This is a genomic window from Vagococcus salmoninarum, assembly GCF_003987495.1.
GTDB classification, from domain to species: Bacteria; Bacillota; Bacilli; order Lactobacillales; family Vagococcaceae; genus Vagococcus_D; species Vagococcus_D salmoninarum.
The window spans coordinates 1-17,821 of sequence record NZ_NGJU01000017.1 but is presented as its reverse complement, the minus strand read 5'-3'; the positions used below and the strand labels follow the sequence as shown (position 1 = coordinate 17,821).

The 17,821-nt window shown below is 37.9% G+C and carries 19 protein-coding genes; 13 read left to right on the top strand and 6 right to left on the bottom strand.

Translation table 11 applies throughout. The features are described 5' to 3' along the window. Window positions 1-19 precede the first annotated feature (19 nt). The 3 genes from CBF35_RS10930 (at window position 20) to CBF35_RS15130 (ending at window position 1,455) form a co-directional block, all read left to right on the top strand. Window positions 20-760 carry an alpha/beta hydrolase gene (locus CBF35_RS10930; RefSeq protein WP_126781082.1) on the top strand — a complete coding sequence of 247 codons (741 nt, stop codon included), beginning with the start codon at window positions 20-22 and terminating at the stop codon, window positions 758-760. Window positions 761-936: 176 nt separating this feature from the next. Further along, entirely contained in the window at window positions 937-1,020 is an 84-nt protein-coding gene (locus CBF35_RS15135) for a putative holin-like toxin (protein WP_228025900.1), read from the top strand. A gap of 351 nt (window positions 1,021-1,371) precedes the next feature. After that, window positions 1,372-1,455, top strand: coding sequence for a putative holin-like toxin (locus CBF35_RS15130; RefSeq protein ID WP_228025900.1), 84 nt, complete (start codon window positions 1,372-1,374; stop codon window positions 1,453-1,455). 173 nt (window positions 1,456-1,628) lie between these two features. Here CBF35_RS15130 and CBF35_RS10925 read toward each other — a convergent pair whose 3' ends face one another. The 6 genes from CBF35_RS10925 to CBF35_RS10900 all read right to left on the bottom strand — a co-directional run bounded on the left by CBF35_RS10925 (window position 1,629) and on the right by CBF35_RS10900 (window position 7,120). After that, window positions 1,629-2,903 carry a replication-associated recombination protein A gene (locus tag CBF35_RS10925; RefSeq protein ID WP_126781080.1) on the bottom strand — a complete coding sequence of 425 codons (1,275 nt, stop codon included), beginning with the start codon at window positions 2,901-2,903 and terminating at the stop codon, window positions 1,629-1,631. A 115-nt stretch (window positions 2,904-3,018) separates the two neighbouring features. Further along, window positions 3,019-3,699 carry an ABC transporter ATP-binding protein gene (locus CBF35_RS10920; RefSeq protein WP_126781078.1) on the bottom strand — a complete coding sequence of 227 codons (681 nt, stop codon included), beginning with the start codon at window positions 3,697-3,699 and terminating at the stop codon, window positions 3,019-3,021. Then, window positions 3,696-4,979: an ABC transporter permease gene (locus CBF35_RS10915; RefSeq protein ID WP_126781076.1), complete on the bottom strand. Its 1,284-nt coding sequence runs from the start codon at window positions 4,977-4,979 to the stop codon at window positions 3,696-3,698. The genes CBF35_RS10920 and CBF35_RS10915 overlap by 4 nt, the downstream gene beginning before the upstream one ends. Next, window positions 4,976-6,040 carry an ABC transporter permease gene (locus CBF35_RS10910; protein ID WP_126781074.1) on the bottom strand — a complete coding sequence of 355 codons (1,065 nt, stop codon included), beginning with the start codon at window positions 6,038-6,040 and terminating at the stop codon, window positions 4,976-4,978. The genes CBF35_RS10915 and CBF35_RS10910 overlap by 4 nt, the downstream gene beginning before the upstream one ends. After that, complete coding sequence (locus CBF35_RS10905) at window positions 6,006-6,728, bottom strand: hypothetical protein (protein ID WP_126781072.1); 723 nt, start codon at window positions 6,726-6,728, stop codon at window positions 6,006-6,008. The genes CBF35_RS10910 and CBF35_RS10905 overlap by 35 nt, the downstream gene beginning before the upstream one ends. Before the next feature lie 107 nt (window positions 6,729-6,835). Further along, entirely contained in the window at window positions 6,836-7,120 is a 285-nt protein-coding gene (locus tag CBF35_RS10900) for a hypothetical protein (protein WP_126781070.1), read from the bottom strand. Between the two features lie 469 nt (window positions 7,121-7,589). Here CBF35_RS10900 and CBF35_RS10895 point away from each other — a divergent pair, with 469 nt between their 5' ends. The 10 genes from CBF35_RS10895 (at window position 7,590) to CBF35_RS10850 (ending at window position 17,653) form a co-directional block, all read left to right on the top strand. Next, window positions 7,590-8,069: a DUF3013 family protein gene (locus CBF35_RS10895; protein WP_126781068.1), complete on the top strand. Its 480-nt coding sequence runs from the start codon at window positions 7,590-7,592 to the stop codon at window positions 8,067-8,069. A 14-nt stretch (window positions 8,070-8,083) separates the two neighbouring features. Then, entirely contained in the window at window positions 8,084-9,034 is a 951-nt protein-coding gene (gene prmA, locus CBF35_RS10890) for a 50S ribosomal protein L11 methyltransferase (RefSeq protein ID WP_126781066.1), read from the top strand. A 3-nt stretch (window positions 9,035-9,037) separates the two neighbouring features. Continuing rightward, entirely contained in the window at window positions 9,038-9,802 is a 765-nt protein-coding gene (locus CBF35_RS10885; RefSeq protein WP_126781064.1) for a 16S rRNA (uracil(1498)-N(3))-methyltransferase, read from the top strand. Between the two features lie 135 nt (window positions 9,803-9,937). Further along, window positions 9,938-10,330 (top strand): GntR family transcriptional regulator, encoded by a 393-nt coding sequence (locus CBF35_RS10880; protein WP_126781061.1) that lies wholly within the window; start codon window positions 9,938-9,940, stop codon window positions 10,328-10,330. Continuing rightward, a complete protein-coding gene (locus CBF35_RS10875; RefSeq protein WP_126781060.1) occupies window positions 10,320-11,207 on the top strand; it encodes an ATP-binding cassette domain-containing protein in 888 nt (295 codons plus the stop codon). Before CBF35_RS10880 ends, CBF35_RS10875 begins: the two co-directional genes overlap by 11 nt. An 11-nt stretch (window positions 11,208-11,218) precedes the next feature. Then, entirely contained in the window at window positions 11,219-12,406 is a 1,188-nt protein-coding gene (locus CBF35_RS10870) for a hypothetical protein (protein WP_126781058.1), read from the top strand. Window positions 12,407-12,550: 144 nt separating this feature from the next. Continuing rightward, window positions 12,551-13,945, top strand: a complete 1,395-nt coding sequence (locus tag CBF35_RS10865; protein ID WP_126781056.1) for an aldehyde dehydrogenase family protein — start codon at window positions 12,551-12,553, stop codon at window positions 13,943-13,945. Between the two features lie 128 nt (window positions 13,946-14,073). Beyond that, window positions 14,074-16,290: a RelA/SpoT family protein gene (locus CBF35_RS10860; RefSeq protein WP_126781054.1), complete on the top strand. Its 2,217-nt coding sequence runs from the start codon at window positions 14,074-14,076 to the stop codon at window positions 16,288-16,290. A 28-nt stretch (window positions 16,291-16,318) separates the two neighbouring features. Beyond that, window positions 16,319-16,765 carry a D-aminoacyl-tRNA deacylase gene (gene dtd, locus CBF35_RS10855; RefSeq protein WP_126781052.1) on the top strand — a complete coding sequence of 149 codons (447 nt, stop codon included), beginning with the start codon at window positions 16,319-16,321 and terminating at the stop codon, window positions 16,763-16,765. A 129-nt stretch (window positions 16,766-16,894) separates the two neighbouring features. Further along, the gene (locus CBF35_RS10850; RefSeq protein ID WP_126781050.1) at window positions 16,895-17,653 is read left to right on the top strand and encodes a ChbG/HpnK family deacetylase; all 759 of its coding nucleotides are present in this window, start codon (window positions 16,895-16,897) and stop codon (window positions 17,651-17,653) included. Window positions 17,654-17,821 lie beyond the last annotated feature (168 nt).

Sequence of the window (17,821 nt, the reverse complement as noted above, 5' to 3'; positions counted from 1 at the left end):
TTTTAGAAGGAGGGTATCAATGAATAAATGGCGTAAAATTAGTATTAGTGTCTTGTTAACTGTCTTTTTTTTGATAGTCATTGGTTATTTTGGTTTGAAGAGCGTGACTTACCAACCAAGTCAACTTGCCCAAGAGGCAGCGGGCAGTAGTTCGGGAATTAATGTGAGTCAAAGTAAGGATGGCCTGATTTTCAGTCCGGAAAAGCCGACAACTAAACCTTCAATTTTGTTTTATCAAGGAGCTTTAGTCGAGGAGATGAGTTATAGTCTATGGGCTAAGACTTTGGCAAAAGCTGGCTATCCTGTTTATTTGATTCACCTGCCTTTAAATTTAGCAGTCTTCCAAGGAAATAAAGTTGAGGAAATCATTGAAGAGTTTTATCTTGATAATTATGTATTAGGGGGGCATTCTTTAGGGGCTGTTATGATCAGTCGCTACGCTCACGGAGATACTAGTGAGAATTTAAAAGGTGTCTTCTTCTTAGCTAGTTACCCAGATGAGAAGGGAGCGTTAAATCAGTTAGGAAAACCGGTTTTATCATTAACAGCTTCGGAAGATGGGGTCTTAAATCAAAAGAACTATGAGGCGAGTCGGATGTTCTTGCCTAAGGAAACCGAATTCCGAGAAATAGTTGGCGGCAACCATGCTGGTTTTGGCAGTTACGGTCCCCAAAAAGGCGATAATCCAAGTCAGTTAACAGAAAAAGAGCAACAAGATTTAGTAGCAGATGAATTGTTAAGCTGGTTAGAACGCTTATAAAAAAGAACTTTTCTTAGGAATGAGAAATGCTTCTCAATGTGAAAGAGAAGTATCTCTCAATCTCATCTTTTATTTTGTGTTATGGTAATGAAGTAGAAAAGTGAAAGATGGTGGCTAATTTCTTAAAAAGGGAGTGATGCCTATGATTAGAGCTGTGACTCCTAGAAAGGTCTAGCATGTCGGTATACGAAACATTGACAGTGGCAATCAGCTTTGCCATGTTAGTGCTTACGGTATTGAAATTTAATCAAAAAAAATAACTATCCACTAACTTTAGACTGTTAGGATAGTTATTTTTTTATATTCAACAGCTACCGTCTTAAAACGGTTCTACAAAGGGAGGTATGTTTCAGCATATCTCTCTTTTCAGTTAAATTATATCATAGGGGAAATTAGATGTATACTGATAACCCCGCTGTTTTACAGGGGTATTTTAAGGCTTGTACTGTGCTCAATGAGAAATGCTTCTCACTATAAAAGAGAAGTATCTCTCAATCTCATCTTTTATTTTGTGTTATGGTAATGAAGTAGAAAAGTGAAAGATGGTGGCTAATTTCTTAAAAAGGGAGTGATGCCTATGATTAGAGCTGTGACTCCTAGAAAGGTCTAGCATGTCGGTATACGAAACATTGACAGTGGCAATAAGTTTTGCCATGTTAGTGCTTACGGTATTGAAATTTAATCAAAAAAAATAACTATCCATTAACTTTAGCAGGTTAGGATAGTTATTTTTTATTATTCTTAAGCTACCGTCTTAAAACGGTTCTACAAAGGGAGGTATGTTTCTGCATATCTCTCTTTTCAGTTAGATTATATCATAGGGGAAATTAGATGTATACTGATAACCCCGCTGTTTTACAGGAGGATTTTAAGTTTTTTTACTGTCATTAATTTTTTGATATTGCTGAGCGAGAGCTTGTTCGTACTTACCGGTATTTTTTGGTTCGTAGTAACGGGCTCTTTTAATTTTATCAGGTAAGTATTGCTGGTCAACCCAAGAGCCTGGGGCGTCATGAGGGTACTGGTAACCGACACCACGATTCAAATCTTTAGCGCCACTGTAATGGCTGTCTCGTAAGTGGCTAGGAATCTCACCAGATTTACCTGCTCGAATATCAGCAATGGCATTGTCTAAGGCAGAATAGGCCGTATTCGATTTTGGTGATAAAGCGAGGTCTACGACAGCATTTGCTAAAGGAATCCGGGCTTCAGGAAAACCGAGTTTTTCGGCTGCTTGAACAGCACTAACGGTTCGAGCAGCAGCGGAAGGATTACCGAGACCGACATCTTCATAAGCAATCACCATTAAACGGCGGCAAATAATAAACAAATCACCGGCTTCAACTAAGCGACCTAAGTAGTGCAGGGCGGCATTAACATCACTGCCACGAATTGATTTTTGCAAAGCGGAGATGACATCGTAGTGAGCATCGCCTTTTTTATCATGAGTTAAGGCTTTCCGTTGAATGCATTCTTCAATGATACTAATCGTTAGGTGGATTTGCCCCTCATCATTGGCGGGTGTCGATTTAACTGCTAATTCTAAACCATTCAAAGCACTGCGTAAGTCACCATTAGTCGCGCGAGTTAAATGGAGCATGGCGTTGTCATCAATCGTGACAGCGTGTTGACCAAGGCCCCGTTCTTCGTCGGCTAAAGCGTGGTTAATGGCCACTTCAATATCCGTTTCACTTAAAGGCAGGACTTCGAAAATCTGAGTCCGACTACGAATGGCTGGGTTAATACTAATATAAGGATTTTCAGTCGTGGCGCCGATTAAAATAATCCGCCCATTTTCTAAATGGGGTAATAGAAAGTCTTGTTTCGTTTTGTCTAAACGGTGAACCTCGTCTAAGAGCAAGATCACGGTTCCGCTCATCTTCGCTTCTTCCGCCACGATTTGTAAATCTTTTTTAGTATCAGTAGCGGCGTTTAGCATGCGGAATGCGAATTTAGTTGAACCGGCAATCGCACTAGCGATACTTGTTTTACCAGTACCTGGTGGTCCGTAGAGAATCATGGAAGATAACATCTCAGCATCGACCATGCGACGAATGATTTTACCAGGTCCGACTAATTGCTGTTGGCCAACAACTTCTTCTAAATTACGGGGCCGCATTTGGTAAGCTAAAGGCTTGTGCATAAGTCCCCTCCTCTTCATGTCATAATACGCCTATTATACCATAGCTGAAGGGTCTTGCCTTTTTAGCGGGTTTCTCTGTTAATTTAGGAGTAATAGTTAAGGTCCCAGGATTTAATCAGTAATCGCTGAATTCATCATAGCTGATCCGACCATCTTCTAAAACAATTTTACGATTACAATAAGTTAGTAGCTCAGCTTCGTGGGTGACTAAACAAATCGTATGACCAGAGTTATGTAAATCTTTCAAATAGGTCATGACTCGTATCGTATTCTGATTATCTAAATTACCAGTTGGTTCGTCTGCTAAGATTAAAGGTGGCTGATTGATCATGGCTCGGGCAATGGCAGCTCGTTGTTGTTGGCCCCCAGAGAGTTGGTTAGGGTATTTTCCTAAGATATCTCTGATGTCAAGCTTATCAGCGACGTCATGAATGAGGGCTTTTTTAGCTTTACCAGTTAATTTTTGGTAATGGAGCGGTAGTTGGATGTTTTCAAAGATGGTGTAGTCTTGAATTAGCGCAAAAAACTGCACAACAAAACCAATTTCTTGATTACGAAAGTTGGCTAATTGCTTATTTGAATAAGTAGCCACATCATTTTCTTTGTATAAATAGCTTCCCTGAGTAGGGGCATCTAAAGTTCCTAAGATGTTAAGTAATGTTGATTTGCCGCTACCAGAGGAACCGGTAATTCCGATAAAGTCACCTTGTTTAATCTCTAATTTTTTTATGTCCAAACCTGTGGAAGTTAGCTCTTTTTGTTTGTAAATTTTTTTTATCATTTCAAGTTTTATCATACAAAAACCTCCTTTAAGTAGGCACTAATATTAATCATTTTAAACTTCCAAAGGGTTGGTAATATCAATAATGAGAACCAAAGTGTAAACAAAAAATAACTGATTATGAGAGTGACTAAAGATAACTGGTTGTCGCCAATAGTTATTAGTTCCCTTGGGAAAAAAGCGTTGAGGAAGAAACTTAAAGCAAAACCACTAGTGATAATAACCATCGTCATTAAGTAATTAATTAAGATAATGTCTTGTTTAGTCGAGCCGATACTTAAGTAGACAAAGAAGACTGGGGAACGCTGTTTGATAATCTCTTTAAAACAAATAAAGAAACTAATGCTAGCGAAAGTTAACATAATAAAAAACTTAATAAGTAACTGGGAAAATTGGTTATTTAAAATGTCTAGTTGGTTACTAATTTGTTGTGAACTATCATTTAAAACTAAATGAATCGGCGAAAGCTCCTGATTAAGCTCAGCTAAAAGTTGATTGATGTTGTCCATGCCAATGGTCTCTAACTGATTGTGACTCATGATTAGTTGGTACTGATATAAATTATTTTCAGGCAAGACATCATGAAACTGGTTTTGCGGAAGTAACATTTGTTGATTAAGGGACTGATAGGAAAAACTTTGTTCACCGGTTGATAAATCAAGTTGTTGTTGTGGGTTTAAAAAACCAATGATCGTGTAATCAATTCTGCTTAAGCTGTCTGTTTTGCCAGCGAGAAACCTTTCATCGGCTCTGCCAAAGTTAATTTTATCGCCTAACTGATAATGGTTTTGATAATCTGAACCTAAAATAACTAGAGGACTATCGGTTTGAAATTCTTCTGCAGAAAAAAAACGACCTTCCGCTAAGTCTACTGGAAAAGCCTTAAAAAAAGCCGAATTTGCTTCGATTACTTGAGGAACACTAGCGCTATCGCCACTATCTAGTAAAAAATTGACAGGTGGGTTGTTTTGGAAATGGAAAGCGGCTGTGCTGACAGCGGTCACTTGGCTTGAAAATCTGGAATAATAGAGAAACTCAGTCTGGGTTAACTCTTCAAATTTCTGCAAGACAGTCCTTTGAGCTTCTTGAGTCAAGGAAAATGACGTATCAAATAAATGCATGACTTGCTGACCAGCAAAGGTTCTTTCAAATTGCCTCTTTTTCATAAATAAATTGCTGCCAATTTGAATTGCTCCAAAGGATTCAAAAAAGATCAGACTAATTAGCAAGATTACTAATAGTTTTCTGAAAGGAAAGGCGATTGTTTCAACAGCAGTGTAACGTAAATTTTTCATAATGAACGACCTCGTAGTAAGCTTAATGGTGATGTGTGTATCAGACGGATAGTTGTGAAGGAGAGCATAATCAGACTCGTTAGAAAAGTCCAGCCCAATGTAATGACTGCCGGCAAGGAATAGACTTCAGGAAGACTAAAGATGAACTGAGCCAGCAATCGATGGCTCATTAGGCCGACTGCCACACTTGTCAAAATAGCTGTCAGTAAAGGTATTATTTCATGCCAAATAATTGTTGGGTTTTTCCAACCAAGCATTTTTTTGACACCGATAGTGACAATAGTTTTTTTCAAATAATTTGAAAAGACGAGTATGAGACTAATGACAGCTATCGAAAAAAGCGGCAAAGAAGCTTGAATAAACTCAAAGATTGACTGTTTTTTTTCGGTAATGACGGCGTCAGAAGTTAGTTTAAAAATATATCCTTGATCTGCTAGGGCAGATACAAAAGCTTGATAGTTTGCCTGGTCTTGTTGCGAAAGGATTATTTCAGGGAAATAAATCGTGTCATCTTCACTGAGGAAAGCCCTAGGATTAAGGTAGATAGGACTAGTTAACAAATTGGCCCGTCGGTAATCTTCGATGACTCCGACAACGGTATAAGCTTTATTTTTGATTTTAAGCTGACTTAGTTGGTTATTTTGTGCCCAAAAAGACTTACTAATTATGGCGACTGGTTGTCCCTCTTCAATTTCTTGGGTCGAAAACCAGCGGCCGCTAGCTAGATTAATGTGAATTAGCTTAGTTGAAAAATTAGCTAAGACAATCGGTGGGGACTTTTCCGTTAAGCTGTCATGATGCTGAGTATCGATTAAATAGAGTGGGGCATTTTGATTAGTTAAAGTATGGATAATTTTTTTAGGATCAGACTTGATCTGAGGATTAGTGGTTAGCTGTCCAGCAACTAAATCGTAACTGCTGATGCCATTGAGTTGCTCAGCGCTTTTATAATTAGCGTAAATTTGAGACAGTAGAAGTGAGAAAGTTAATGCAAGTAAGGAAAATAAGACAACTAAGGGGAGAAATTTAGTGAGTTTCTTGATAAGCTGAGAGATCAACATAACGCCCCTCCATTTTCTTGTCTTTGATTGTAACAACTTCGACGAGTTTGTCTCTGTTCTCTTTTTTAGGGACTTTATAAACAATCAACCCTTGTTGTTGCTGAAGACTAGGATCAAAGCTGGCAGTTAGAAAACTAGACAATGCTAAATCAGGTGTATATTTTTGTTGATCCTCTTTTGAATATAAGTAAAAATCTACGTTGTCCACGTCAAATAATTCACTAGTATTCAAGGTGTACCAAGAGAAATAATAATTTTCTTGATCTGTTTCGGTATCTAATTTCAGAATGACAGTTTTTTTTTCCTCCTGATCGACGTCGTAGTGTTCAACTGAGTAATTAGTCATACTAATGGTCTTTGAAAGCTGAGTGAACTCATCCTTTAAGACACTAATTTCTTTTTTTTGAGTGGTTTCAAGGGAGGTTAAAAGCATATGATTTAGTAGTAAACGTTGTTGGATTAAGCTTTGTGTGTTTTTAGACTTAGTGGCATAGTCATCTATTAGTTTAGACATAGTTTTTGAGTCTGAGTATTCAGGGTAGCCTTGATATTTCTCATCTAATTGTTCAAAGGTTAAATCTGGAGGTGAAGCTATCTCGGAGGGGATTTCCCGTGCTTTAGGCTTAACTAAAAAAACAGAGCTAATGAGTACTAGCAAGAGAATTATGGCGATGCTAACTTTTTTCATAGTAATTCAGTGAACCTCCTAAAAATTAATGTAACAGCGAGTGACGAGGATAAGCTAATAAGAAAGGCAAAGCGCTTGGTCTTTGCCTTTCTTATTTCGTATGTTTCTTACGAACCACTATTTTGAAACCACACTGGGTGATTTCCGTAAAGACGTTGGGTAGCTCGAGCAGATCCCCAACCTCTAGCAGTTCCCCATTGAGACCAGCCGACTTTTACTGATGCAACAGCAGCTCCCCTAGAATCATAAGTTAAAGCGACACCAGTAGTTATGTTAAGGTTGTAGTCTCGGGTGTTGTGAGCGCGCCAAGCGTTAGCCACTGTTCCAGTAAAAGTTACACTGAGAACAGCAATAGATAAAATACCGACAATAAAAAATTTGAATTTCCTCATATTTTAAATCCTCCTTTATGTGTATAGTTTAAATTGTTTTTATTGGAAAATCAACTGTTTTTTCGTTCGTAAAAACATTAATAAAGCTTGATGTGTCAACGTTTCGTTAGTTTTCCTACTAGTTTTTAAACACTCTAAGCAAGTAAAAAAACTAAAGGAATTTCAATGTGTGATATTCTGTTAAAAATCTTGTTTTATAGACGGGAAAAGCCAGGATGAAATCTCGAAAAAGAGCTGCCTTTTTGTGTATAGATTTCAGATACGCAAAAGAAAAATTACTAAAAAACTAGAATGTTTTTGAAAAGCGGTGATAACTTTCAAGAGAAAATTGACAAACAACTTCACAAGATAGTTCGCCTTTTTATCGATAAGTCGTTATAATAATAAAGGAGCCACTTTGGTGACGAGAAAATGAGTATCATTAAATAAAAGGGCTAGTTTAATAGCCAAAAGAAAGGGCGTTGTCATGATGAAAAAAGAAAACATGTTAACATTTTTAGAGAAGCAGTTAGAAAAGCACTTAGGAGAATATGACTTTGCCATTGATTGGGACACTAAAAACCACCGGGTAGAAGTCATTGCTGTTTTATACGCTCAAAATCAAGAGGCTGCTGAAATTACTGATACTGAAGGGGTTCAATCAGAAGAGGAAGTCATCGAGTTTGAAGATAGCTTAATCATCTATGACCCAAGTAAAGGTAGCGAAACTGATGAAGAATACTTAGCAGCCATTCCATATGAAGGCAAAAAAGGCTTACCTAAAACGACGATTATGACGATCGCTAAATATTTAGGTCAAGTGATGACTGAAGGGGAAAGTGATTTAATTGATTTCCTTAACAATGAAGACCAAGAAGTCTTTGAATTGAAATGGGATCAAGCAGCCTATGAAAAAATGTTAAGTGAAGCAACTGGCCCAAGGGACTATGTTGCTTATCCGAAATATTAAGGAGACTGAATTAAATGAAATGGACAGAAGTAAAAGTAACGACTGCCAGTGAAGCAGTTGAAGCAATTTCAAATATTATGATGGAAGCTGGTGCCAGTGGCGTTGCCATTGAAGATGCCTTAGACGTAGCGAATTTTGTTGAAGATGGTTTTGGTGAGTTACTAGACTCAGCTACCTTTGAACACATTCAAGAAGGGGCGCTAGTAATGGCATATTTCCCAGAGACGATCTTCTTACCAGAGCTTTTACCTGAGATGAAAGAACGGATTTTAAAATTGCCAGAGTACGGCTTAGCAATTGGGGCTAACACGTTAGAAATTAGTGAAGTGGCAGAAGCTGATTGGGCAACAGCTTGGAAAAAGTACTATCACCCAGTCAATATTAGTCGTTACTTAACTATCGTGCCAGATTGGGAAGATTACACTCCTAAAAATGTTGATGAAAAAATCATCAAATTAGATCCAGGCATGGCATTTGGAACGGGCACTCATCCAACGACAATGGTTAGTTTACACGGACTTGAGATTGTCTTACGAGGTGGGGAAACAGTTCTTGATGTAGGTACAGGTTCTGGTGTTTTAAGTATCGCTAGTAAGCACTTAGGGGCTAAAAAGGTCTATGCTTATGACTTAGATGATGTGGCAGTCACTGCCGCTAAAGAAAACATGGCATTAAATCCTGTGGCCCAAGATGTTGTTGTTAGTGCCAATGATTTATTAAAAGGGATCACTGAAGAAGCTGATGTGATTGTCGCCAATATTTTAGCCGAAATTATTTTATTGTTAATTCCTGATGCTTGGCGTTTACTGAAAGATAACGGCAAACTAATTGTTTCAGGGATTATTGCCGATAAAAAAGAGGAAGTTATGACAGCACTAGTGGCTCAAGGCTTTGAGGTCTCTGAGATTTTACAACAAGGGGATTGGTTTGGCATTATTTTAACGAAACCAGTTGAAGGAGAATAAGAGATGCAACGCTATTTTTCTAGTCAAACTTATGAAGAAAGTCAGCAGTCCGCTTTAGTTTTAAGTGGGGATGATTTTCATCATAGTATTCATGTGATGCGTATGAAAGCTGGCGATCAGTGTTACTTAGTCTTTGCTGATCAAGTGGCAATCATCGCTGAACTAACAGAAGTTTTAGCTGAGACAGTTAGCTTACGGGAAGTTAGTCGTGAGACCCAAGAGAAAGAATTACCAGTTGCAATTACGATTGCTTCAGGCTATCCGAAAGGTGATAAGTTAGATCTAATTGTCCAAAAAGGGACGGAATTAGGGGCTTATCAATTTGTTGGTTTTCCTGGTCAAACCTCAGTCGTAAAATGGGATGCTAAAAAACTTAACAAACGGCAAGAACGGCTAACTAAAATTGCGAAAGAAGCGGCGGAACAGTCTCACCGCCTAGTCCAACCTGAGGTTACATTATATAGTCAGATGTCAGAATTTATGGCAACTTTAGCAAACTATGATCATGTTCTAGTCGCTTATGAAGAATCTGCGAAAGCAGGGGAGCATGGCCAGTTAGTGAAAACCTTAAGCCAAATTAAACCAGGAGAAAGTCTCTTAGCGGTATTTGGCCCAGAAGGCGGCTTGTCTTCCCAAGAAATTCAAACATTTCTTGGGGCTGGGGGAAGTCTATGTGCCTTAGGTCCCCGAATTTTAAGAACGGAAACTGCACCCTTTTATTTATTAAGTGCTGCTAGTTACCAGTTAGAATTATTAAAGAATGTTTAATAGTCAAGGAAAAAACAGTAACCAAGGGGGTTACTGTTTTTTTATTTATAGCCCGTAAAAAACTCTTTACAATGAAAGTGTACCGTGTATAATAGTACACGTAAGTCACTTGAAGAGAAATGGAGGAGGGGCTCAATGGTTATCATTGATAAACAGAGTAAAAAACCATTCTATGAACAAGTTGTCCTGGGGATTAAAGAAGAAATTTTACAAGGGTTACTCGTACCAGGGGAAAAAATTCCTTCTGTTCGTGAGATGGCCAGCCAACTGATGATGAATCCTAATACGATTAGCAAAGCTTATAAGTCTTTAGAAGAGCAAGGGGTTATTACGACAGTGCAAGGTCGAGGGACATTTGTGAAAGAACTAGTCGCCAGCCGTGGTGATGAAGAAAAAATTGCTAAAATTAAGGGGAAGATGTTAGATCTAGTCATCGAAGCCCGCTATTTAAATGTAGAATTACCAGAGATGATCACTTGGTTGTCAGAAACAGCAGATGATTTAGGAGGGACTAAGAATGAGAGTTAAACACTTAAGTAAGACAATTGACAGTCAAGAGATTTTGAAAGACATTAGTTTTTCAATGGTCCCAGGTCAGATTAATGGCTTAGTCGGTCGGAATGGTACAGGGAAAACCACATTATTTAGAACAGTCGTGGACCATTATCAAAAAGATCAAGGATCGATTACGATTTCTGATCAAGAAATAGACGTTAAACGAGAATTGTATACGACGATTTTTTATTTAGATACGCAATTAAATCCTTTAACGACGATGACGCCTTACACGATTGAAAGCTATTATCGGAAGTTATATCCAAACTTTGATACGGAGAAATTTTTAAGTTTATTAGAAAAATACCAATTGCCTAAACGAGGTTTTTATCGGAATTATTCAAAAGGCATGCAAGGATTGTTTAATGTTATCTTAGCTTTTTCCACTGGCGCAGAGTACTTGTTTTTTGACGAACCTTTTGATGGCCTAGACATTATTATTAAGAAGCAAGTCATTCGTTTAGTCATTGATGAAGTCAGTAAAAATCAATTATCTTTGATGATCTCCTCTCATAATTTACTTGAATTAGAAGGTTTAGTTGATCGAGCCTTAATTTTAAAAGACGGTCAAATCATTAAAAACTATGACTTAGAAAGCATGCGTTCCACTAGTGTTAAGGTTCAGTTAGCGTTTAAAGAGAAAGCAATTCCACATTTACTGCAAGAAAGCGGCCATATTTTAAGTCAGCAAGGTCGAGTCATTACAGTCTTATTTGACGAATTAAAGCCAGAGCTATTAACGGCGATTAAAGCTTTGGAGCCGGTGATTTTTGAAGAATTACCGATTTCTTTAGAAGATTTATTTGCTTCAAATTTAACGACAGAAAGTGACTATCACTTTTATGAATAGGAGGAGTCAAAATGGATAAAGGGTTATTAAAGTTAATTGGTCAACGCTATTGGAAATTTCTGGCTCTAATTGCTGTCTTAGTCATCGGAGCCTATGTGATCGAAGGCTCAAATAGTGTGAAATATTGGAAGTTTGAGAATAATTACTTACAAACGAAAGAGGCAGAAGATGACTTTGTAGAAAATTACGCTAGTGCCGACCCTGAACAAGAGCATTATGAATATTATAATCGAGTAACGAAAAAATACGAAAAGACAACGAATTTTGAAGTCTATCGTCAAGACCGCTTGAATTACTTCAATGAGGATGACACATATTATGGACTATATACGTATGGTTCTAGTTTTTATCAAGAAAACACCTTTTACTTTTTTGTAATAGCAGCGGTTGTCGGTTTCTTATTATTTTTCTTTGACATGAAAAGTCATTTCAATACCTTGTTATTTTCTTCTCAATACAGTCGTCCCAAAATTTATTGGAGCAAGTATTTAGTTGTTGGTGGTAGCTTGCTACTATCCGTTTTACTAGGTAAATTGTACGTCTTACTAACGATTAAAAGTGGCATTCCATCTGAATATTTCAATGGCGAGATGAGTCTATTAGTGACTAGTGTCTTAGCCGGAACTTGTGTGATTGGGCTAGTTTTTCTGATTAGTAGTTTTGCCGGATTAATTTTAGGAGAATGGGTAACAGGCGTGTTGACATTATTTGGTTTCTTCTCCTCATTACTTATCTTTCTTTCCGCTATAGCAGAACTAGAAGAAGTCTTTAAGTATTATGTTTTAGGCTATGCGTTGACAGAGGATTACTCAAGAGTGTTATCTGATCACTTGTTTGTCGCTGGTTTAAATAATCGAGCAATTCCCACATCGAGTTTTTTAGTCTATCTTTTAATCGCTTTAGTTTTGTTAATTAGTGGCCAAAAGCTATTTGCAAAAGTGACTTTAGAAAATAATAACAAGTACTTAGTTTTTGCTAATTTAAGACGACCAACTTTAATTATCTTTATGTTGTATTGTACTATTTTAGTTGCTGGCTTTGGCAGTAGTTATCATCTATACGCTGAACATGAAGTTTTTAACTTTTGGGGTTGGCTTTTGAAAATAATTTTAGCGGGGATAGTCTCTTATCTCATAGGTTCCTTAACGATTTACCGCCAGTTAAAAATTGGCCGTAAAAGAATCTTTTCAATTAAGTGAAAAATCAAAGTAAGTCACTAGTTGTTAGCAGATGCTAATGGCTAGTGATTTTTTCTTTAGGCGGATTGAGATAAGCTAATTGACTAGTGAAATATGTTATAATATGAACTATTATTAGTCACACGTTGAAAGGGGCAAGTCTTAATGGGAGAGTTAAATTTGGCACAAGTTGTCCAAGAACAACGGCATTTTTTTGAGAGCGGTGAGACTGAGAGTTTAAGTTATCGTTTGACTCAACTGACTCAATTAGAAAAGCTGTTACGCAGTCATGAAGCTGACTTACAGGCGGCTTTAGTCAAAGATCTAGGCAAGGCACCACTAGAAAGTTATTTAACTGAAATCGGTTTGCTTTATCGGAGTTTAGCTGAGACGAAGAAAAACTTAAAAAAATGGGTAAAGCCACAAAGAAAAAAGACGCCCTTATTTTTATGGCCTGCTAAAAGTTACACCTTAGCTAGTTCGTATGGGGTGACTGTGATTATGAGCGCCTATAACTATCCATTATTGTTATCTCTTGATCCGCTGATTGGTAGTTTAGCTGGTGGTAATACAGCTATCGTCGCTTTGTCAGAAGATACCCCCCATGTCAATCAAGTCTTAATCGCTGCTAGTAAAAATTATTTTAAAGAAAATTATCTGTATTTTTATCAAGGCAATCGTGAAAGGAATACAGAACTCTTAAAAGAAACGGTGGATTATCTCTTTTTTACTGGCAGTTCAGCTGTTGGGAAAGTCGTCTTACAAGCAGCTAGTCAGCATTTAACCCCAGTGACTTTAGAGTTAGGCGGGAAAAGTCCCGCCTTAGTGACGAAAAATGCTAATGTGAAAACGGCAGCGGAGCGAATTGTTTGGGGCAAGTTTTTAAATGCTGGTCAAACATGTGTAGCGCCAGACTACTGTTTAGTCGATCAGGCCGTAGCCGATGAGTTTATTGTAAGCTTAAAGGTCAGTATTCAAGAACTTTATGGTCAAGAGACTCAGCAGAATCCTGATTACGGTCGAATTGTGAATCAAAGGCATAGCCAACGCTTAATTAATTTATTAACAAAAGATCAGTCGAAGATTATCTGGGGTGGTAAGAGTCTCTTAGCAGAAAACTTTATTGAACCAACATTACTGAAAGTCGACAGTCATGAAAGTCCTCAGTTAGCTAGTATGAAAGAAGAAATTTTCGGACCAATTTTACCAATTTTGATTTATCAAAAACGAGCAGAAGCAGAAAATCTAATAAACTCGCAACCAAGTCCTTTAGCGTTCTATCCTTTTTCCGAAAACAAAGCTGAAATTACTGAATTAGTAGCAGGGATTCAAGCTGGCGGCTGTACTGTTAATGATACAGTTTTGCACTTGTCTAACAGTTATCTGCCCTTTGGTGGAGTCGGTATGTCAGGCATGGGAAGTTACCATGGCAAGGCTAGTTTTACGACATTTACACATCAAAAAGCAGTTTTAGTCAGACACTCTAAACTGCGATTAAATCTGATGTTTCCACCTTACACTAACCAAAAGGCTAAAATAATCCGCCGATTTCTCAAGTAAGGCTGACGATAAATCAGTGGCTTATTGAAAAGATGGCCTAAAGTTTGTATAATAACACTAATATCCTCAAGTAATAATTGATTGAGATCAAAGTCGATTACTAGAGTCAGTAAAAGGGAGTGAAACACATGCCAAAAGATGAAGAATTAAGTGGACCAAGTGTCATTAAAATCGTTTCAACATACATGAGCCCCGAGCACGTTGCCTTTGTCAAAAAAGCATGTGACTTTGCCACAGCCGCTCATGCTCATCAAGCCCGGCAGTCGGGAGAACCCTACATTATTCATCCAATCCAAGTGGCAGGAATTTTAGCCGAATTAAGAATGGACCCACACACAATCGCCACTGGTTTTCTCCATGATGTGGTGGAAGATACTGATGTGACCTTAGAAGATTTAGCCAATGAGTTTGGCCCAGATGTGGCCATGTTAGTTGATGGTGTAACGAAACTAGGAAAAATTAAATACAAATCACATGCCGAACAGTTAGCGGAAAATCATCGTAAAATGTTATTAGCCATGGCTCAAGATTTACGGGTAATTATGGTTAAACTAGCTGACAGACTCCACAATATGCGGACTTTACGGCATTTACGAGAAGATAAGCAACGGCGGATTTCTCAAGAAACAATTGAAATTTATGCACCTCTAGCCCATCGCTTAGGGATTAGTCGGATTAAATGGGAGCTGGAAGACACTGCTCTGCGTTACTTAAATCCGAATCAATATTATCGAATTGTTAATTTGATGGACTCGAAACGAGATGAACGGGAAGCTTATATTGAGGGAACGGTGGAAGAGATTCGCTTATCAACAGAAGAGTTAGATATTTATGCGGAAATCTATGGCCGACCGAAACATATTTATTCCATCTATCAAAAAATGAGTGGTCAGAAAAAAGAATTTGAAGAAATTTATGATCTCCTAGCGATTCGGGTCGTTGTTGATACGATTAAAGATTGTTACGCCGTGTTAGGAGCGATTCATACTAAATGGAAGCCAATGCCTGGCCGTTTCAAAGATTACATTGCCATGCCGAAGACGAACATGTATCAATCCTTACATACAACGGTCATCGGTCCGAAAGGCAATCCTGTGGAAGTTCAAATTAGAACGCACGAAATGCACCAAATTGCCGAGTTTGGGGTAGCTGCTCACTGGGCGTATAAAGAAGGGAAAACTGAGAAAGTTGTCGAAGAAGGCAATGATAAAAAATTAAGTTGGTTTGACGAAATCATTGAATTACAAGATGAAAGCTATGATGCTGCTGACTTTATGGAAAGCGTTAAAGGGGATATCTTTAGCGATAAAGTTTACGTCTTCACGCCAAAAGGTGATGTAACGGAACTTCCCCAAGGCTCAGGACCTTTAGACTTTGCTTACAACATTCATACGGAAGTTGGCAACAAAACAACTGGGGCGAAAGTTAACGGTAAAATGGTACCATTAGACTATAAGATGAAAAATGGTGACATAATCGAAGTTTTAACTTCGGCTAATTCCTTTGGCCCAAGTCGCGACTGGGTCAAGTTAGTTGCTACTTCTAAAGCCCGTAATAAGATCAAACGTTTCTTTAAAGTCCAAGATCGGGAATTGAATATTATTAAAGGGAAAGAGATGTTAGATAAACAGCTGATTAACTTAGAATTCAAACCGAAAGAATTTTTAACGAAAGTCAAAATCCAAGATGCCTTAGAACGCTTTAATTTTCAAACGGAAGACGACTTGTATGCGGCAATTGGCTTTGGTGAAGTAACAGCCCAAGTTGTGGCAAATCGCTTAACGGAAAAAGAACGTCGTGAGCGTGAGCAAGAACGTCAAAAGCAAGAAGCTGAAGAGTTAATGACTCAACCAGTCAAAAAAGAACCTGAGAAGATGAAAGTTCGCCATGATGGTGGCATTGTGATTCAAGGGGTTGAAAACTTACTAATTCGGATTAGTCGTTGTTGTAATCCTGTACCAGGAGATGAAATCGTTGGTTATATCACAAAAGGCCGTGGAGTTTCCATTCACCGGGCAGATTGTTTGAATATTGTGAACAATGAAGCTGTTGAACAACGTTTAATTGAAGTGGAATGGGAAGACACTGCCGCGAAAAGTGGCAAAGAATACAATGCTGACCTAGAAGTCTACGGCTATAATCGAACAGGCTTGTTAAATGATATTTTACACGTAGTCAATGCAGCGACAAAAAATCTTTTAGCAGTTGATGCTAAGCCAAGTAAAAATAAAATGGCTGTGATTCATTTGACCTTATCGATTCAAAACTTGTCACATCTTGAACGGATTGTTGATAAAATCAAAAATATCCCTGATGTCTACAGTGTTCGTCGAACTAAAAACTAGTAGTAAAGGGGAAAGGTGAGGTCAATAAATGAAAGTTGTTTTACAAAAAGTTAAAGAAGCTCATGTCGTTGTTGAAGGTAAAATCTTATCTCAGATTGACCAAGGATTTATGTTGTTAGTCGGCGTTCAAAAGGGAGACACAACAGGCGAAGCTGACTACTTAGTCAATAAAATTAATAAGTTAAGAGTCTTTGAAGACGGCGAAGGTAAGATGAATTTGTCAATTCATGAAGTGTCAGGGCAAGTCTTGTCAATATCCCAATTTACGTTATTAGCGAATACTAAAAAAGGGAACCGCCCGAGTTTTACTGAAGCCGCAGCGCCAGCTGAAGCAACGGAACTTTACGATTATTTTAATGAAGAATTACGAAAAACCGGCTTAACTGTTGGTGAAGGTCAGTTCGGTGCTCAGATGGATGTTAGCTTAATCAATGACGGGCCTGTAACGATTATTTTCGACACAGATGCAAAATAAAACTAGGACAGAATTAGCTAATACAGCTAGTTCTGTTTTTTTGTGTATAGAAGAGCCCTTGTTTTTGAAAACTCTTTATGGTAAATTAAATGTGAAAAAGGATGGTTTATTAGAAGGGAAGCGCAGAAAATGAAATTGATTATCCAATTAGATGATTTAGGCTTTAGTGAAGCAGTTAATTACGGAATTAGTAAAGTAGTTCACGAAGGGGTGGCTAGTGCCGTTGGATTGATGAGCAATATGCCCTACGCCCAACATGGTTATGATTTGATTAAGGACAGCTCCAAAGTCGTGATTGGTTTACATACGAATATTTGTACGGGTCAACCAGTCAGTGACCCACAAAGCATTCCAACTTTATGCAATCCTCAAACAGGAGAGTTTTACACGAGTAATGACATTCGTCAACGTACTGAAGACACGGTGGATTTTAAAGAAGCATGTTTAGAAGTCGAAGGCCAAGTCTTGCGATTTAAAGAAATTGCTGGCGTTTACCCCGTCTATATTGATGGTCATGCAGTGAAATCCCAACAATTATTTGCAGCAATTAAAACTGTTGCGAAACAATACGGTATCTTTTTATCAATGCCTTTATTTCCTGAGTGGCAAAAAGTTTCAGGGATTACTAGTGCCAAATGGTTTGAACTAGATGAAAAAGGCGTGTATGACCCAATCGAGTATTTAGTTAAAGATAAAGGTGAAATTTTAGACAAAGAGGTGGCAGTCGTTATTTTCCACCCTGGTTTCTTAGATCACTTCATCTTAACTAATTCGTCATTTACAACGATCAGAACTCTAGAAGCGAATGCCTTATGTAGCCCTCAAGTCAAAGAATGGCTAGAAACTGAAAAAATTGAATTATGTCATTTTAAAAATTATCTAAATTAAAAAAGTGGGACTGTGACAAATGTCATAGTTCCACTTTTTACGGCTGTATAATTTTTGGTGTGGATGAAGAAATTCATTCACGCCTATTTTTACACAAAAAAATAGAAACATATGAACTTTCCAGTTAGAATAAAGTTGCTAAGACCAATTCAGGGAGGAAGATTCATA

Coding starts and splice junctions, on each gene's coding strand:
- CBF35_RS10925 (WP_126781080.1), bottom strand. CDS start 2,903: ATGCACAAGCCTTTAGCTTACCAAATGCGGCCCCGTAATTTAGAAGAA.
- CBF35_RS10870 (WP_126781058.1), top strand. CDS start 11,219: ATGGATAAAGGGTTATTAAAGTTAATTGGTCAACGCTATTGGAAATTT.
- CBF35_RS10930 (WP_126781082.1), top strand. CDS start 20: ATGAATAAATGGCGTAAAATTAGTATTAGTGTCTTGTTAACTGTCTTT.
- CBF35_RS10850 (WP_126781050.1), top strand. CDS start 16,895: ATGAAATTGATTATCCAATTAGATGATTTAGGCTTTAGTGAAGCAGTT.
- CBF35_RS15135 (WP_228025900.1), top strand. CDS start 937: ATGTCGGTATACGAAACATTGACAGTGGCAATCAGCTTTGCCATGTTA.
- CBF35_RS10880 (WP_126781061.1), top strand. CDS start 9,938: ATGGTTATCATTGATAAACAGAGTAAAAAACCATTCTATGAACAAGTT.
- CBF35_RS10915 (WP_126781076.1), bottom strand. CDS start 4,979: ATGAAAAATTTACGTTACACTGCTGTTGAAACAATCGCCTTTCCTTTC.
- CBF35_RS15130 (WP_228025900.1), top strand. CDS start 1,372: ATGTCGGTATACGAAACATTGACAGTGGCAATAAGTTTTGCCATGTTA.
- CBF35_RS10885 (WP_126781064.1), top strand. CDS start 9,038: ATGCAACGCTATTTTTCTAGTCAAACTTATGAAGAAAGTCAGCAGTCC.
- CBF35_RS10875 (WP_126781060.1), top strand. CDS start 10,320: ATGAGAGTTAAACACTTAAGTAAGACAATTGACAGTCAAGAGATTTTG.
- CBF35_RS10920 (WP_126781078.1), bottom strand. CDS start 3,699: ATGATAAAACTTGAAATGATAAAAAAAATTTACAAACAAAAAGAGCTA.
- prmA (WP_126781066.1), top strand. CDS start 8,084: ATGAAATGGACAGAAGTAAAAGTAACGACTGCCAGTGAAGCAGTTGAA.
- CBF35_RS10910 (WP_126781074.1), bottom strand. CDS start 6,040: ATGTTGATCTCTCAGCTTATCAAGAAACTCACTAAATTTCTCCCCTTA.
- CBF35_RS10905 (WP_126781072.1), bottom strand. CDS start 6,728: ATGAAAAAAGTTAGCATCGCCATAATTCTCTTGCTAGTACTCATTAGC.
- CBF35_RS10865 (WP_126781056.1), top strand. CDS start 12,551: ATGGGAGAGTTAAATTTGGCACAAGTTGTCCAAGAACAACGGCATTTT.
- CBF35_RS10900 (WP_126781070.1), bottom strand. CDS start 7,120: ATGAGGAAATTCAAATTTTTTATTGTCGGTATTTTATCTATTGCTGTT.
- CBF35_RS10860 (WP_126781054.1), top strand. CDS start 14,074: ATGCCAAAAGATGAAGAATTAAGTGGACCAAGTGTCATTAAAATCGTT.
- CBF35_RS10895 (WP_126781068.1), top strand. CDS start 7,590: ATGAAAAAAGAAAACATGTTAACATTTTTAGAGAAGCAGTTAGAAAAG.
- dtd (WP_126781052.1), top strand. CDS start 16,319: ATGAAAGTTGTTTTACAAAAAGTTAAAGAAGCTCATGTCGTTGTTGAA.